Origin of the sequence: Flavobacterium sp. Root186 (genome assembly GCF_001428525.1) — a bacterium.
Lineage (GTDB): Bacteria > Bacteroidota > Bacteroidia > Flavobacteriales > Flavobacteriaceae > Flavobacterium.
This window is the reverse complement of sequence record NZ_LMHW01000011.1, coordinates 403,602-418,399: the sequence shown is the minus strand read 5'-3', so window position 1 is coordinate 418,399 and position 14,798 is coordinate 403,602. Positions and strand designations below refer to the sequence as shown.

The 14,798-nt window shown below is 31.4% G+C and carries 17 protein-coding genes; 13 read left to right on the top strand and 4 right to left on the bottom strand.

All coding sequences use genetic code 11. The annotated features are described in order from the left end of the window. Positions 1-2: 2 nt before the first annotated feature. Positions 3-383 (top strand): hypothetical protein, encoded by a 381-nt coding sequence (locus ASD98_RS10885; RefSeq protein WP_056204203.1) that lies wholly within the window; start codon positions 3-5, stop codon positions 381-383. Positions 384-719: 336 nt separating this feature from the next. Here the strand turns inward: ASD98_RS10885 and ASD98_RS10880 are convergent, their stop codons facing one another. Further along, the gene (locus tag ASD98_RS10880; RefSeq protein ID WP_056204200.1) at positions 720-2,051 is read right to left on the bottom strand and encodes a DUF5723 family protein; all 1,332 of its coding nucleotides are present in this window, start codon (positions 2,049-2,051) and stop codon (positions 720-722) included. Between the two features lie 342 nt (positions 2,052-2,393). Then, complete coding sequence (gene prfA / locus ASD98_RS10875; RefSeq protein ID WP_056204197.1) at positions 2,394-3,470, bottom strand: peptide chain release factor 1; 1,077 nt, start codon at positions 3,468-3,470, stop codon at positions 2,394-2,396. Positions 3,471-3,684: 214 nt separating this feature from the next. Between prfA and ASD98_RS10870 the strand changes: the two genes are divergently transcribed. The 6 genes from ASD98_RS10870 to ASD98_RS10845 all read left to right on the top strand — a co-directional run bounded on the left by ASD98_RS10870 (position 3,685) and on the right by ASD98_RS10845 (position 7,400). Further along, positions 3,685-4,128 carry a hypothetical protein gene (locus tag ASD98_RS10870; RefSeq protein WP_056204195.1) on the top strand — a complete coding sequence of 148 codons (444 nt, stop codon included), beginning with the start codon at positions 3,685-3,687 and terminating at the stop codon, positions 4,126-4,128. Positions 4,129-4,268: 140 nt separating this feature from the next. Then, entirely contained in the window at positions 4,269-4,700 is a 432-nt protein-coding gene (locus ASD98_RS10865; protein WP_056204191.1) for a hypothetical protein, read from the top strand. A 120-nt stretch (positions 4,701-4,820) separates the two neighbouring features. Next, positions 4,821-5,423: a hypothetical protein gene (locus tag ASD98_RS10860; protein ID WP_056204188.1), complete on the top strand. Its 603-nt coding sequence runs from the start codon at positions 4,821-4,823 to the stop codon at positions 5,421-5,423. Between the two features lie 138 nt (positions 5,424-5,561). Then, on the top strand, positions 5,562-5,786 hold the full coding sequence (locus tag ASD98_RS10855; protein WP_128414820.1) for a hypothetical protein: 225 nt from the start codon (positions 5,562-5,564) through the stop codon (positions 5,784-5,786). Between the two features lie 40 nt (positions 5,787-5,826). Further along, positions 5,827-6,291 (top strand): hypothetical protein, encoded by a 465-nt coding sequence (locus ASD98_RS10850; RefSeq protein WP_056204182.1) that lies wholly within the window; start codon positions 5,827-5,829, stop codon positions 6,289-6,291. Positions 6,292-6,956: 665 nt separating this feature from the next. Then, positions 6,957-7,400, top strand: a complete 444-nt coding sequence (locus ASD98_RS10845; protein WP_056204179.1) for a hypothetical protein — start codon at positions 6,957-6,959, stop codon at positions 7,398-7,400. Positions 7,401-7,422: 22 nt separating this feature from the next. Here ASD98_RS10845 and ASD98_RS10840 read toward each other — a convergent pair whose 3' ends face one another. After that, the gene (locus ASD98_RS10840) at positions 7,423-8,214 is read right to left on the bottom strand and encodes a DUF5995 family protein (protein ID WP_056204176.1); all 792 of its coding nucleotides are present in this window, start codon (positions 8,212-8,214) and stop codon (positions 7,423-7,425) included. Between the two features lie 332 nt (positions 8,215-8,546). Here ASD98_RS10840 and ASD98_RS10835 point away from each other — a divergent pair, with 332 nt between their 5' ends. The 3 genes from ASD98_RS10835 to ASD98_RS10825 are packed head-to-tail and all read left to right on the top strand — an operon-like array spanning position 8,547 to position 9,908. After that, on the top strand, positions 8,547-8,876 hold the full coding sequence (locus ASD98_RS10835) for a hypothetical protein (RefSeq protein ID WP_056204174.1): 330 nt from the start codon (positions 8,547-8,549) through the stop codon (positions 8,874-8,876). A gap of 3 nt (positions 8,877-8,879) precedes the next feature. Beyond that, the gene (locus tag ASD98_RS10830; RefSeq protein WP_056204172.1) at positions 8,880-9,410 is read left to right on the top strand and encodes a hypothetical protein; all 531 of its coding nucleotides are present in this window, start codon (positions 8,880-8,882) and stop codon (positions 9,408-9,410) included. A 3-nt stretch (positions 9,411-9,413) separates the two neighbouring features. Next, positions 9,414-9,908, top strand: a complete 495-nt coding sequence (locus tag ASD98_RS10825) for an SRPBCC domain-containing protein (protein WP_056204169.1) — start codon at positions 9,414-9,416, stop codon at positions 9,906-9,908. Positions 9,909-9,946: 38 nt separating this feature from the next. Here ASD98_RS10825 and ASD98_RS10820 read toward each other — a convergent pair whose 3' ends face one another. After that, entirely contained in the window at positions 9,947-10,951 is a 1,005-nt protein-coding gene (locus ASD98_RS10820; RefSeq protein ID WP_056204166.1) for a hypothetical protein, read from the bottom strand. Between the two features lie 487 nt (positions 10,952-11,438). On the opposite strand from ASD98_RS10820, the gene ASD98_RS10815 reads away from it, so the two are divergent. Genes ASD98_RS10815 through ASD98_RS10805 form a run of 3 tightly spaced genes read left to right on the top strand, consistent with a single transcriptional unit; the run spans position 11,439 to position 14,629 of the window. Then, positions 11,439-12,470, top strand: a complete 1,032-nt coding sequence (locus ASD98_RS10815) for a hypothetical protein (protein ID WP_056204162.1) — start codon at positions 11,439-11,441, stop codon at positions 12,468-12,470. Between the two features lie 4 nt (positions 12,471-12,474). Then, complete coding sequence (locus ASD98_RS10810; RefSeq protein WP_056204158.1) at positions 12,475-13,395, top strand: hypothetical protein; 921 nt, start codon at positions 12,475-12,477, stop codon at positions 13,393-13,395. Positions 13,396-13,399: 4 nt separating this feature from the next. Then, positions 13,400-14,629, top strand: a complete 1,230-nt coding sequence (locus tag ASD98_RS10805) for a hypothetical protein (protein ID WP_056204155.1) — start codon at positions 13,400-13,402, stop codon at positions 14,627-14,629. Positions 14,630-14,798 lie beyond the last annotated feature (169 nt).

The following is a 14,798-nucleotide window of genomic DNA, read 5'->3' as shown; positions in this document are numbered from 1 at the left end:
TTATGGAGCCTATTTACACTATTGATGAATTAAATCAGAGAATTAAATTATTAGAAGAACGTCAGGATACTGAATGGTGCGCCATAAAAGACCATATCGAGGATATTAAAGAGAATTTAAAACCTATTAATCTCATTCGAAACACGGTCGAGGAAATCAACGAAACGGTTGGTTTTAAAAGCCATCTGGCACAATCTGCCATCAGCATCGGAATTGGATATCTGGCTAAAAGATTTATTGTCGGCAAAGGCGATTCGATGTTTAAAGGAATTTTAGGCTCAATCGTTCAGCTTATTATAACCAATCTGGTTTCGAAACCGAGCGAATCTTCACATGAAACTTCGGAAGAAGAATCATCACAATATGAACCATCAAGAGAGTAATTTGTTAAACTTAAATTTTAAGCATTATGGAAAAGTTAAGCCACATAGTATTAAAAAATGGTGTATACATGTACTCTAATCTATATAAATGTTTTGAATACACACGAGTATTTTTTGGTATCTAACTCGTTTATACGTTTCTGCTATAACAAACGGTTAAACAGTTAATACTTTATTATATTTTTTAAGGTTCTGAGGAGCTAAGGTTCTAAGATACTAAGATTTTTCTAAGTTAAATACTTAAAACCTCCTCAACCAAAAAAGAGATTGTTTCACTTAAGTGAGACAATCTCTTTTTCTTTTTAAAAACCTTAGCATCTCAGAACCTCAGAACCTTTAATTGTAATTTTGATAAATTGGAAGTTTTAAACCAACATATACATTAGCAGCTTTAGAATTGTTTGAAAACAAATTCGAAATCAAAGATCCTGAACCAATAAATAACGGGCCGGCCCTAAAACCAGTTCCTATCTGTGTTCCACTGTATTGCATATATGTTACGGGTACATAAAAACTGAATTGTCTCGTTTCATATCGAGGCGTAAATGTAACCGAATTAGCAATCGCAGTTCCGTTGATCTTTTTGGCATCAACTAAACTAAAATCACTGCTTAAATTCAAATAAAACTTATTGTCAATATTCCAGTCAAAATTCGTGTGTAATGCTGTTGGTAAATTTGCCTTGACTCCTTTTCTCGATGAGATTTTGGTATAATAAGTATCAAAAAACTTAAAAACATCGTCTGCATTGTCAATGTCATCCTGAGTAACATTTCCGGTTAGGTCATACGTGTTTTCGGTAAGATTTTTATAATTCAGTTTACCAATATCCGTTACCGCTATTGCGGCTTTAAGCTTGTATCTGTTTCCTATACAAGTATGGCAATTGGTACGGTATTCATAAGTAAAACCCAAATCAAGACCCACGCCTGCCGAAGTCATATCAAATTCCGGATCTTTTTCGTTTTCATAATCGTAACTTGCGGCCGTTTTTAGCGTTCCTGTTGAAGTATAGGAACTCAAAGCCGGATCTGCGTCATTTTTATTAAAGGCAACGCTCAAGTTATTTCCGTTGATATAACCGTTTACTCCCGCCATTAAATATTTTATTGTAATCCCTGCTTTAAGAAAATGTACATCATGATCTAATAATATTGTTCCGTAACTGGCTCCAATCTCTGCCCACGAATTATTGACACCATTAGGATTTCCTCCCGATATTAAAAAGCTGTTTGATGCATCGATATCTTTATTCACCTCATCAACAAGCTGTCCGTTTACATCAACCAGATTCGTGATGCTTCGTACGCGTGTAAAAACGCCAATACTATGTTGCGGATTAATATTCAGCATAAACGAAGGGCCCAGAATATCGGCATTAAAATTCCCTCTGTTATTCGATTTAAATTTCTTCTTTGCATCTGTATCCAGATCGTAACCGCCGTCAAATATTTCGGCAAAATTAACGCCATACAAATCATTTTGTGCCGTTGCACTTGCCGAAGCAATTGTAACATCGGCTCTGTATTTAGAATCTACAATGACCGACGGATTAAATAAAACTCCCTGAATTCCGGCGTAATTGTCGTCCCGAAATCCGAAATAAGATTGACTCCGGGCATAAAAAAAGCTTCCAAAGAAGCATAATAATAGTAAAGTTCTCTTCATAAATTGGTTATAATTGGTTGATTAGTAACGCAAATATGAAATAAAAAATGATAATACAAAATTTTTTGGAAGTTTCTAAGGCTCTAAGATACTAAGGTTCTAAGTTTCTCAGAAAACCTTTATAATTAAAAAAGCTAGATTCGTAAAAAAGATACTTTTTTTTGAAAGGGGCTAAGGTTCTGAGATTCTAAGATGCTAAGTTTTTTTGATAATAAAAAAAGCCGAACATAAGTTCGGCTTTTTTATATATTTTAATTTAAAATCTAAAAAAACTTAGAATCTTAGCCAACAATCTAAATAAAAACTTAGAACCTCAGCATCTTAGAATCTTAGCAACTTAGATTAGTAAACTTCTGAAGCTTCCTTCAATTTCTCCATATTGTTAACCAATTGTAACTCGGCAACAATTTTTTGGATATCACCATTCATGATGTTTCCTAAATCGTAAAGTGTTAAACCAACTCTGTGATCAGTTACACGGCCTTGCGCATAGTTGTAGGTACGAATCTTAGCCGAACGGTCACCAGAACTAACCTGAGAAGTACGTTTTGTAGCATCTTCAGCTTCTTTCTTAGCCAATTCCATTTCATATAAACGAGAACGTAAAACCGTTAACGCTTTATCTTTATTTTTATGCTGCGATTTCTGATCCTGACATTGCGCTACTAATCCGGTTGGAATGTGCGTTAAACGTACAGCCGATTTCGTTGTATTTACAGATTGTCCTCCAGGTCCAGACGAACAGAAGAAATCTACACGAACATCGTTCATATCGATTTGAACATCAAACTCTTCTGCTTCCGGTAAAACCATAACAGTTGCTGCCGATGTATGCACACGACCTTGCGTTTCTGTCTGCGGAACACGCTGTACACGGTGAACACCTGCTTCAAACTTCAAAGTACCGTAAACATCCTCTCCCGAAACCTCAAAAATAACCTCTTTGAAACCTCCGGAAGTTCCTTCGTTCATATCTACAACCGAAGTTCTCCAGCCCATGCCTTCACAATATTTAGTATACATTCTAAATAAATCCCCTGCAAAAATACTAGCTTCGTCCCCACCCGTTCCGGCGCGAATCTCAACCATAACATTTTTAGCATCTTCAGGATCTTTAGGAATCAACATAAATTTGATTTCCTCCTCTAGCTGCGGCAAGCGTTCTTTTGCTTCGTCAAGCTGCATTTTGGCCATTTCGGTCATATCAGCATCGCTTCCGTCAGCAATAATTTCGTTTGCTTCGTCAATATTTGCTAAAACAAGAATGTATTCTTCTCTCTTTTCAACCAGTGCTTTTATGCTTTTATATTCCTGGTTAAGCTGCACATAACGTTTTTGATCAGCAATAACATCCGGCTGAATAATCAAATCCGAAATCTCATCAAAACGCTGCTTTACATATTGAAGTCTATCTAACATTTTCTAATTCCTTTTATTGGACTGCAAAATTACAAAATTTTTGTGGAAAATTCTAGTGTTGATTTTTTGGGAATTTTGAGGGTGGTTTCGAGAGAAATTTTAATGGAATTATAATGTTTTTTAGGAGCTGTTTACGGGTTTCCGTAAAATCATTGAATTTAAAGAGATTACTTTTATCAAAAAATATTTTATATAAAATTAAAAATTACATCTTATGAAATTACTCTTATACTTCCCACTTTTTATTTTAATTTTTAGCTGTAATCGCAAAGAGCAAAATGAAACTAATTTAACAATAGAGACTAAAGTTCCAGAAATCATAGAAAAGGAAGAAATAACTTTAAAGAATTTCTCTTATGAAGATATAGCTCGATATACAATGGCTTCTATTATGGGACAACCATCAAAAATAATTAAAGTGAGAAAAATGGACGAATTATATTTTGTGTCTTACATCAGAAAATCTGATCATCAGAAATTTGATTACAAGATAAAATTTGACGGAAACAAAATTCTTTGGGCAAACTTTGATGGAAGATGGAGGGATTCAAAATATGATGAGAAAATAACTTTTGTTGAAAAAAATAACAAAATTAATATAATTCAAACCTTTGATGATAATTCTAAAGATATTCAAGAATATAAAAAAGGAGATTAAATCAGGTGTTTTTACTTGATGATAAAATTAAATTTTATGCGATATTTGTTTTTAAAATATATTTAGTTTTTAATATCTTCATATCATTGAACACATCAAAAGAGGAAATTATATAGTACAAACTTTAAACAAATGTAATTATGGAAGAACAGTACATTATCCCAGGAAGTATTATTTTGGTTTCATTTTTAACTCTTTTGATATTCCTTGGAATCTGGTTTTTCGGTAAACTATTATATAAACGATATAGCATTGAAGATCTATACCTTCGTGAATTATTAAAAAGTCTTGATTATAGTTTAGCCAATAATAGAAATGATTGGAATAGACTTTTAAATACATTGTCAAACTATTTAGGAGACTTACTTGAAAAGCGAAATAATTTTTGGAATAGTTATGGTCAAATGGCAATATGCATATTCATTATCGGTATAATTGCTATTTTACTTTTGACAAAAACTATAACTCCTGAAGCTGGTCTTCCAATTCTATCTGCAGTATCTGGTTTTGCAATTGCCAATAAAAATGGAGCAAACAACAATAAAACAAATGATAATTTCCCTAATGGTTAATTATTACTCTATTTACCCTAAAATAGGTTTACATATAATAAAAAAATTACAGTAGCTATATTTTCAATCCAATAATGAGAATATGATATTTATTCATATTGAAAAGTTCAATTATAAATTATGACTTCTACACAAATTCAATCAATTGGAAATTTCCTAGCGTATTACAAAACTGATTTGAATTATATTAAAAGGTTTCAATATTTTAAATTAAATCCAAATGTTGCTTCGGAATACATAAAAAAAGATATTGGAAGTTTTTATTCTTTTTTAATTGAATTTAGGGTTGTTAGAAATTTCAAAAGTGGAAGTGTGGATAAATTGCTTGAAGAAACATTGGTATGGATTAATTCAAAAAATTCAAATGATGTAGATTTATTTGCTGAAAGATTGGCACAAAGTAATTTAACTCGTGGAAAGGTAACGACATCAATGGCCTCAAAAATTTTATTTCTAAACAATCCGTGGGAAATTATCCCAATGGATAGATTAGCAAGAAAGACGCTAAATCAAAAGGAAAACAATTACTCAGTTTACAGCAAAAACCTTATTCAATTTCAAGAAGATAACGAACATATTTTTGAAAAATGTTTAGATCATATCAAACCATTAATAACATTAATACATAATGATTTTAGTAATTTAGATAAACTAGATATCATTTGTAAAAATAGAATCACAGATAAATTATTATGGACAATGGGTAATAATAACGTTTTTTAATTTTTAAAACAGATCACAACGTCGATTATGTTCACTGCTTTCCAAAGTGTTCCTCATAAAAGCTATACAAAGTAGGGAGACTCTAAAATGTTTGAAAAGAATACAAAAAAGAAAAAGCAAATAAACTCAAAAAAAATTATGAAAAAAGGAACTCACGGAAAGGATGAGAAAACATTTGAAGAATTGAGTTATTCTGACCAAGCAAAGACTTTAAATGCACAAATTCAAATTATTGAAAAAGGTTTAAATGCACATTTTAGAAAAGGGAATGATCAAAATAAAAATATTGTTTCTTCTAAGGAAAAATATATTAAACAATTAATGAAATTAATTAACAATTTAGATAAACCTCTTTCTGAATAGAATTGAACTTTAAATCTACCTAAATTAAGAAATATAAAGAATGAGATTAGCAATTATTATTGAAGGAACGCAAAATTCAGGGAAAACTTCCACAATTAAAGAATTGATTAAACTATTTGGCTTTAAAAACTTAAAGCAAATGAAGGCTGGATGGCAACAAATATTTTTGAATCCAATTTTTAAAAGTTTGAGAATAGTTTTTTACTGTATACCAGCCTCTCCTTCAGAAACTGATATTCCTTTAAGCAAAAGATTTGAAGAATGGCAACACTTACCGGAAATGTTAATATTAGCAGAGCAAGTCGGTGGTCAACATCATGGAAGCACAATGGCTTTTCTAAATGCAAATCATTATCATATTAAAGTCTTTTCAATAAACAATTCCAATGGTGTTAATCATTGGGAAAGATTTGATAATTTAACTAAAAATGTCAAATTATCAAAAAGAGCATACGACATCACAGATTTTATAAAAAGTTTTCTAAAAACTAATTCGATTGTATAAAGTTAGTAATTTAATATAAAGTCAGAGACTTTGAAGTTTTCGTTTTCAAACAAATTATAGTAAAAATGGTGCAAAGCCTGAAACATTTGGAGTAACGAGATTTGCCATCTATTCTATACTTTTAAGACATTATACAAATACCCGATAGCGCGGATTTGAAATCCGTGCCCGCGACAATAAGACACAATAAAAATCATTAAAATTAAAAGCTACAAAATCATGTAGCTTTTGTTTTTATTACAAAAGTATAAACCAATCTTTGTGGGCACGGATTGCAAATCCGCGCTATCGCAATATGATAATACGCTATCGCATATTATTTCAAACTTAATTTATGCAAATCATCCCGCTCTCCGAAGAGTACTAATGAAATGCTACGCAAATGTCTCTGACTTTGCGTATTTTTTTTGCTTCTTATAAATTGTAAACGCGTCAAAAGTCTCTGACTTTTTTGAGAGAATAAAAAAAGTTGAATACAATAATTCTTTAAAGAAATTGTGACATCTTTTTAATTTATATTTGGAAAAAAGTCAGAGACTTTATGGCGAATCCATTTTTAAATGACACGTTAGAAATTAGCTCAAAGTCAGAGACATTTGCGCATCGCATTCAGCTGGTTTTTATTAAGCTTTTGAACACCATACAAATCCAAACTAAATTCTAAAATGACCAAATCTAAATTTAAACTAGTAATAATCATCACAATAGTTTTATTTTTTTCCTATAAGATAATTTCTTTTTTTTCTACCTTTCACTTCTATGCAGCAGGAAGATATCCTTATGCAGAAACCTATTATCTTAAATATCCTGAAAAGGAAATCCTTGATGCACTGGAAAAAATGCATCTTGAAAATGCTGACTTAAAAGATAAAGATACCACAGACTATTGGCATGACATTTATTTTAATCTGGATGGTAAAAGAATAGAGGCATGGACAAGACCTGCTTTTGACAACAATACACATGTTGGTTTTGTGGCTGTATATAAAAACAGAGAAACACAATGGCAGTTAATCAATCAGGATTTAGGCTTATATGGCAACATCATGATGAAAAGAGAATTTGAAAAGGAAATAATCGAAAAACTAAAAATTGAATTAGAAAAGTAAAACTCCTGATGAGGAATATTATCTACGCCACAACACATTCCATATTTTTTTCTTCCATTATCTGCATATCGATTATTTTTTGAGCGACAGTTCCTCTTTCAAATAAGCGAATGAATTTAAAAACGGCACTCACAAAATATCCGGGATTTGAAACCAATCTGGCAATTTCTGTTATCCTTTCGTCTCTTAACTTTGTACACGCTTCTCTTTCGTTTTCTGGAACCGCTACAAATTCGTTGGCAAATTTCCATGCTCCGTTTCTTGCCTCTTCCATACTGAAATCAATAAAGAAATTATCTATTTTGCCTGTGTATTTTAATATCCATGTTAGCGTTGGCCAAATTTTAATTAAACATTTTTCGACACCTGCTACCAGACTGCTAAGAATAGCGTTTATTTGGTCAAAATCATGTTTTAAATCTGCGATGTCTTCAACGGTACTAATTTGAGCCGAGGCAATTCCTAAATCAAGGTTTACGTGCGCATTAATTCCGAGTAGTAAATGCTGCAAAACTATTGGCCAAAAATCTTCAGCTTGTTCAAAAGCAAATCCCCAGCATTCGGATGGTTTTTCTTTGGCCTGATATTGATAATAAGCTTTTAAATACCGATTGGCAAAAATGACATCCAGTTTTTCCATTCGTTCCCCATTTTGAAAAGAACCAGCCTGAATACCTTGTTTAACTCTTACAGTAACTTCACGATACAGGATAGCAAACAAACCTATATTGCTTTGGTCAATCTTTGATTTTTCTATTATTTCATCCAAAAACTGAATTACTTCGTCTATAGTATTTGCTTGTTTCATATTCATTTATAATTGGTTATGGTTAATTTTTGAAGAACGAATATAATTATTTTAATCCTTTAATGAATATTTTTTGAAGTAATTATCTTATTATTATTTATTATTTTTGATACAAAAAATTGATCCGCATAAGGATGAACTGCCTCATAAAATTTAGACACTATTTGGCGGCATTTTTATGAAAGGATAAGTTTTTGTCTTCACTCTTTAAATGAAATGGATGCAAATCCAAGAAAACCTTATATTTGGTAATAAATTAAATCACCTAAAAATAAATAAGCTGATCAAATTTAATTCTATTGGAGTCTTTCTCACTAATTCATGAAAACTAAAAAGAAATGAATAAAAAATTTCTAACTGCAATAATAGTTCTTCTATTCGGAATTTGTTTCTCTTTCACTTCATGCAAAGAAAAAGATAAAAACGAAATTAAGATTACAGAAAGTCAGGCGTTAGAAATTGCGAAACGATATGGTATTTCGGGAGATAATCTAGAGATATTCTTTAATACCTATACTTACTCAAAAACCAGCTTAGGCTATCAAAGAGGAAAAAGAAAGTTATTTTATTGGGATGTTTCTAAAAAATGTAATAATTGCTCAGCCATACAAATTGACGCTGTAACTGGAAATGTATTTTCTGAAATTAAATATAAATATGTATATTAAAATATGGAAAATAAAATTGAAGAAGAAATAAAAAATCTAACGACACAATTACTCGATTTGGTAAATCATTATTGTTGGAATGATATTTCAAAAAATTTAATGTTTATTCTTTCAGATATTTCAGAAGTAAAAGGAGAAAACTTTTTTATTCAACGCCTTAATAAAAATAAACTTAACAAAAATAAAATACTTAAAAGCTTTAACGAAGCGATGGCAGCCGTTAAAGAAATTTATCATTTAACTTATGACATAAATCTATATGTTTATAAATCTGAAAAACATCAAACTATCATTGACATTAGATATTTTCTTAAAAGTCAACTTGATGCTGATTATTTAAAAAAAGTAATTAATAACCCACCAATGCTACATTGTAAAATAACTCAGCCGCCTTATCTTAAAAGTGATAAAAACAAATTTGATGTTAATTGGGAACTAGGTGGATTAAAACATAATTGGAATATGTTTTGGTGGAAATTAAACTATAAATTACACAAATGTCTCGCTCCTATTGTACAATCAAATAAAAATTAAACCATGGAAAACTTCGACTGGACATCCTTCACAAAAAAAATAGCAATTAAAGCTAAACTCAGCGACATTTATAATGCCTGGACAAAAGCAGATGAATTAGAAAAATGGTTTCTCGAAAAAGTATCTTTTTTCGATACAAATCAGGAACCAATTAGCAAAGACAAAAATGCCGTGGAGGGCACAACTTACGATTGGCTTTGGTATTTGTATAAAGACTCCATGAAAGGAAAAATTATTGCTGCCAACGGAAAAGACCAATTACAATTTACTTTTGAAGGAACGTGTCTGGTAGATATAAAACTAAGCGAAACAAACGGTTATACCGTGGTTGAACTTCGTCAGCACAATATCCCTACAGATGATTCTTCTAAACAATATATTAGGCTTGGCTGTTCACACGGCTGGCAGTTTTACTTAACCAATCTTAAATCAGTTTACGAAGGCGGCATAGATTTACGCAACAAAGATGAAAATTTGAACCCAATGATTAATAATTAGCAATTATTTCATTCTCATACTTTTACAAATGCACCATTCTATTTTGGTGCATAGCGATTGTGGTCGTACAGTTTTTTCTCTGCGATATGTTGTATAACGAGATTCTTTTTCTGGTCGTCAGTCAAATTCTGAGTAAAATTTTTAGCCACAACAACCTCAAGTCTGTTTAATTCATCTGTAGACAGATTATCAAAATAAGAAAGTATTATTTCTTTATTTTCCAGCTCGTTGATATCAATATTAGGAATTATTTCCGGCCCAGGATTGATTTGTTCTTTTTTCTTGAAAACATTGATTTTCTCCGATTTTTCAGATTCTTTTTGTGAGGAAACTTTGACTTTAGAAAGATTTACATTTTCATTTGTTTCAGGCTTTAACGTCGAAGATAATTCAGAATAGTTCATTTGAGAAGTCTCTTTCAAAATATAACCTAAAACCGCAGCCGTAACTGCTTTTGGTAAAAACACAATGAAATCACTGTCGATGACAGATACGGCCTGCAGCGCAGAACCTACTCCAAGTGCTATAAACGAAAAACCTAAAATGGTGAAAAATTTCTTCTGAATAACATCAATTGTTCTGATACGGTTTCCTAATAAAACAGTAACCACAATCATTCCAATGTTAGAAAGGATCAGCAATATTGCACTCGAAATAGAGGTCGAAGCAAAAGAAGATAATGAATCAAAAGTATCTTCCCCGCCAAATGTCAGATATGTTTGTATAAAACTGTACAGAACTGAACCTAAAGAATAAATTGGTATTGCTAAGAAAACTAAAGAAGCAATAATCAATGAATCGGCCTTGCTGTACTTAAGTATTCTATTTAAAAAAAGTTTAAAAACCAGTAGTATTCCAAACCAAGTCACAGTGCTTAAAATCGCAAAACCATTTGCTAAAAAACCATGAAACCATGTTCCGTCGACATAAAAAAATTGTTTGTAAATGGCAAAGACAATTATAAAGGCAGTGTATATAAAGGCAGTTAATGCGGTAGTTCTATAAATTTTTGGTAAAGTGGTTTCCTGGGTAGAATTGCTCATAAGGTTAGTTAGGTCTTTTAGGTGGTTATTTGGTTGGTATATTTATAAAAATTGGTTAATTATATATTGCTTATAATATCATGGTCATTTTGACCAAAAATATAAATTTAATTAGAAATCATTACAAGAATTTCACTTAATTTCACTCTAAAAATCTGAGGAATAAAAGTGACAAAATGGTTAAAACTGGATTTTTTTATTTAACCTAATCACTACCAATCTCAAATTGGCCTCACATAAGGTTTAATAAAAAAATGCGTAAAAGTACTATTAGCTTTTACGCATTTTTTTATGAGAGATTTCCTTTCCTTTCTCAAAAAACGGAAATCCGTAATTATTTTTCTCCTTTACGGATTTCCGTAAAACCACTGATCGTAAAGCCCTTAGTTTTGAATAACAAATTTATATCCTGATTTGTTCGAAAAGGGTCAGGTATTTTTTGAAACCAAAAACAAAAACAGATACATAATCTTAAATTTTACCAACAATGAGCAGAAAATCAATTCAAGTAACCGACATTTTTTTGGCTATACTGGCTATTTTATTAATTAGTGTAAGTTTTTATCAGACCTGGCTGGGATTAGATCAGATTTTTGGGCCGGCTTCTTTTATAATCGCCTTAGTTTTATCTTTCTTATTATTGTTTTTAATCTGGATGATCAGAACTGCAAAAGTAGAAGGCCGTTCCACTTCAAATTTGGTGGGAATCTATCTTTTTATTGCCTCCTTTTGCTTCATAGCCAACTTTAATGCCTTATACACCAGATTTATGAAAACCGACATTTATACTACCGAATTAAGGGATATAAACGAACGTTTTAATAATCTGGAAGCTGATGTTCAGTCCAAACTAAGTTACAAATACAACAAAGAAACGGCTCAGGATATCGAAATTAAAAAGAAGCAGATGATGGAGCAGATCAAAGATCCCGGAAATAAAGGAATAGGCACAAGAGCCCAGTCTTTAATACGTGATATCGAAAAATTAACCGGGCAAAAAGTTGATTTCCTGACTCCGGTTGCTAATGATTATGATGATCTGGCAGAAAGAATGGGATTGCAGATTGACAATATGATTTCTGACCTTTCGCCAGAAGAAAAAGCTTTAAAAACAGATATAAACAATGCGGTATTAAAATGGAACAAAAAGATTCAGGACTTATTACTGCTTTCTAAAAAAGAAAAAGATGACCTATCTCAGGGATTAATCGATGATTCTTTATCGGAATACAATAAACTTGGAAATCGTGCCCATTCCGTTTTAGGTGACGATAAATTTAAATTTACTCCTGAAATCTCCAAAACACAGGATGTAGGAAAAATTGGTTTTGCCTTTGAACATGCCGTCAAAAATTTTGGAATGTACCAGTTTGTTGTATTAATGGGTTGTATCCTATTAGACTTTGTTATTGTGATCATTGTATTACTAGCCACTCCCGGCAGCGGAAACAGCAGTAATAGCTCCAGCATATTCAGTGGCAGTAAAAGAAACGGGAAAGTATTAATTGCTAAAAACTAAAAAGATGACTGAAGATAACAACACTTTAAAGCCTTTAACCCTGAGCAATGAAACATTAAAACCTATTTCGTATGATGCTCAAAATAATGCAAGACCAGATTTTGTTCCTTTGGCAAATGCCAGTACCAATCAAATTAAAAATAAGGAAAGTAATTTTATTTTCTTTTTTGGTGTAGGAGAATCGGGCAAGTCGGTTATTCTTTCTTCGATTTTATATTATTTAAGTTCGCAAGCCGGCGTTTTACGTCCAAAACTGGGTACTCCCAATACAAAAGAAGCTCAGGTTTTACTGGCTGATTTTTTTGAAAACATACGACAAGGCATTCTACCCAATAGAACTACTCGAGATCAGGTTACGAGACTGGATTTAATCTTTGAACCTAACAATAAGTCTAAAAAAGTTCCGCCTATAAACCTGACTTTTCTGGAAACTTCGGGCGAAAATCATAAAGATATCAGCAGAGGCGGTACTTATCACAGCAGTATCGAAGCATATCTGAATGCGAATATTCCGTTAACTTTTATAATTGTTACCAGTTATGACAATGCACATCTGGAAGATACTTTAATTAACGAATTTCTGGATGAACTTGAAAGAAAAGGGAAAAACCTGAAATCAATAAACGTGATTTTAGTTGTTTCTAAATGGGATAAATCAGGCAGAACAGATGTTTCAAACGAAGATGAACTGGAGAACTTTATCAACGAAAGGCTGCCAAGAACCAATACCCGAATAAATTCTTATGAATTGAATAAAACCTATTTTACAATTGGCAGTATTGAAAATAATGGTAACGGAGAAAGAATCACACTTTTAAATTTAGCTCCTGCCGAAGTTTTGTCGAACTGGCTTTACGAAAGCATAGTAGGCTATCCGTTAGATTATGAAGGAACTTTCTGGGAACGATTAAAATTTAGCTTTTAAACTAATGACACAAAATATATACCTGCTGGCTTTTGGCACATTTGGAAACCCTTATGGTTTTAGACAGACTTTTTATTTAGGAAACCAAAATGTTGCAAAATCAATTAAAACCTTCGACCTCAATACCAATGCAATAAAACTATTTGAAAACAGCATTCTTTACTCTATTCGTAAAGAATCAGTAAACGGATTAAACGCCATTGCGTACTCCAAATACTCTTTTGCAAAAGAAAAAAATTCTGACCGAGGAGGAACCTTTGTTGGAGCAAGTATCTTGTTTACCAATGAAATTGCAGAAGATAATTTAACAATTACCAAACTCAATGAATTTCATGAAATATTAGTCCACAAAAATATCGTTGATAAAACCATAATGGTGAATCATTCTGATGATTTTACCGTTGATATGCCTATAGATTTTGATAAACTCAGCTTTCATCTTAAAAGCATTGACGAACCTTCTAATTTCAGGTTATCAAATTCAAATCTGGTTGTTTATTCTCATATTGATGAAAATTCATTGCAGCAAAACCTGAAAAAATCATTAGAATTATTGAATAATTTTGACACTATCTTTTTTACTGATCATCAAGAAATTGCCAATTTTACCATCGCTAAAAGCCTTTACAAAACAATAGATGAAAAAGGATTTGATGATGAAATACAAATTGTAAAAGAGGAAAAAAAGAAGCAGCGACAAATTATACTTCATGATTTTGAAAAAGAATTTTCTGAACTTGAAGAAAACAAAAAAATGAATATCAGGGTACTCAAAGAGAGTATTGAACAAAACATAAGACTACATCAGGAAAATGGCAGAAAAATAGAAGAGTCAAAAAAACAAGTTGCTATTGTAGAAAATAAATATTCGGAATTTTCGAAGAAAATAAAAGAAGCAATAAGTTACATACATTCCGATAAAAAAATTGAAGAAATAAAACTATTTCACAATGAAAACAAACGTGAATTTATAAATTATATAAACGAAAATACTAAACCCCAATATCTAAATAGTTTAAGTAACATACAGTCCAAAACCAGCTCAACTGTTAGAAATCAACCAGCTCCTGAATGGCTTCAGCCTAATAACGAATCGAAAAGAAAAGAACGAACAGAAAACGAACCATTCCAATTTTACATATTCCTTTCAATTTTATTCTTCTCATTATGGGTTTTAACCTTTTTATATTTTCTGTTTTTAGATGAAATAAACAATTTCTTTTTAGGTGCATAATTTTAAGATTTAGCACCTTAGTCCAGATAACTATCAAGATAGCAGCTTTTTTATTAATACAAATTTTATTGGTTTTATACCTAAATATGACGGACTTATGACATTTTTTTAGTAGTTACTTTCTTAATTATCTACTTTCAGTATTCAAAAAAATAATTACAAAAATTAA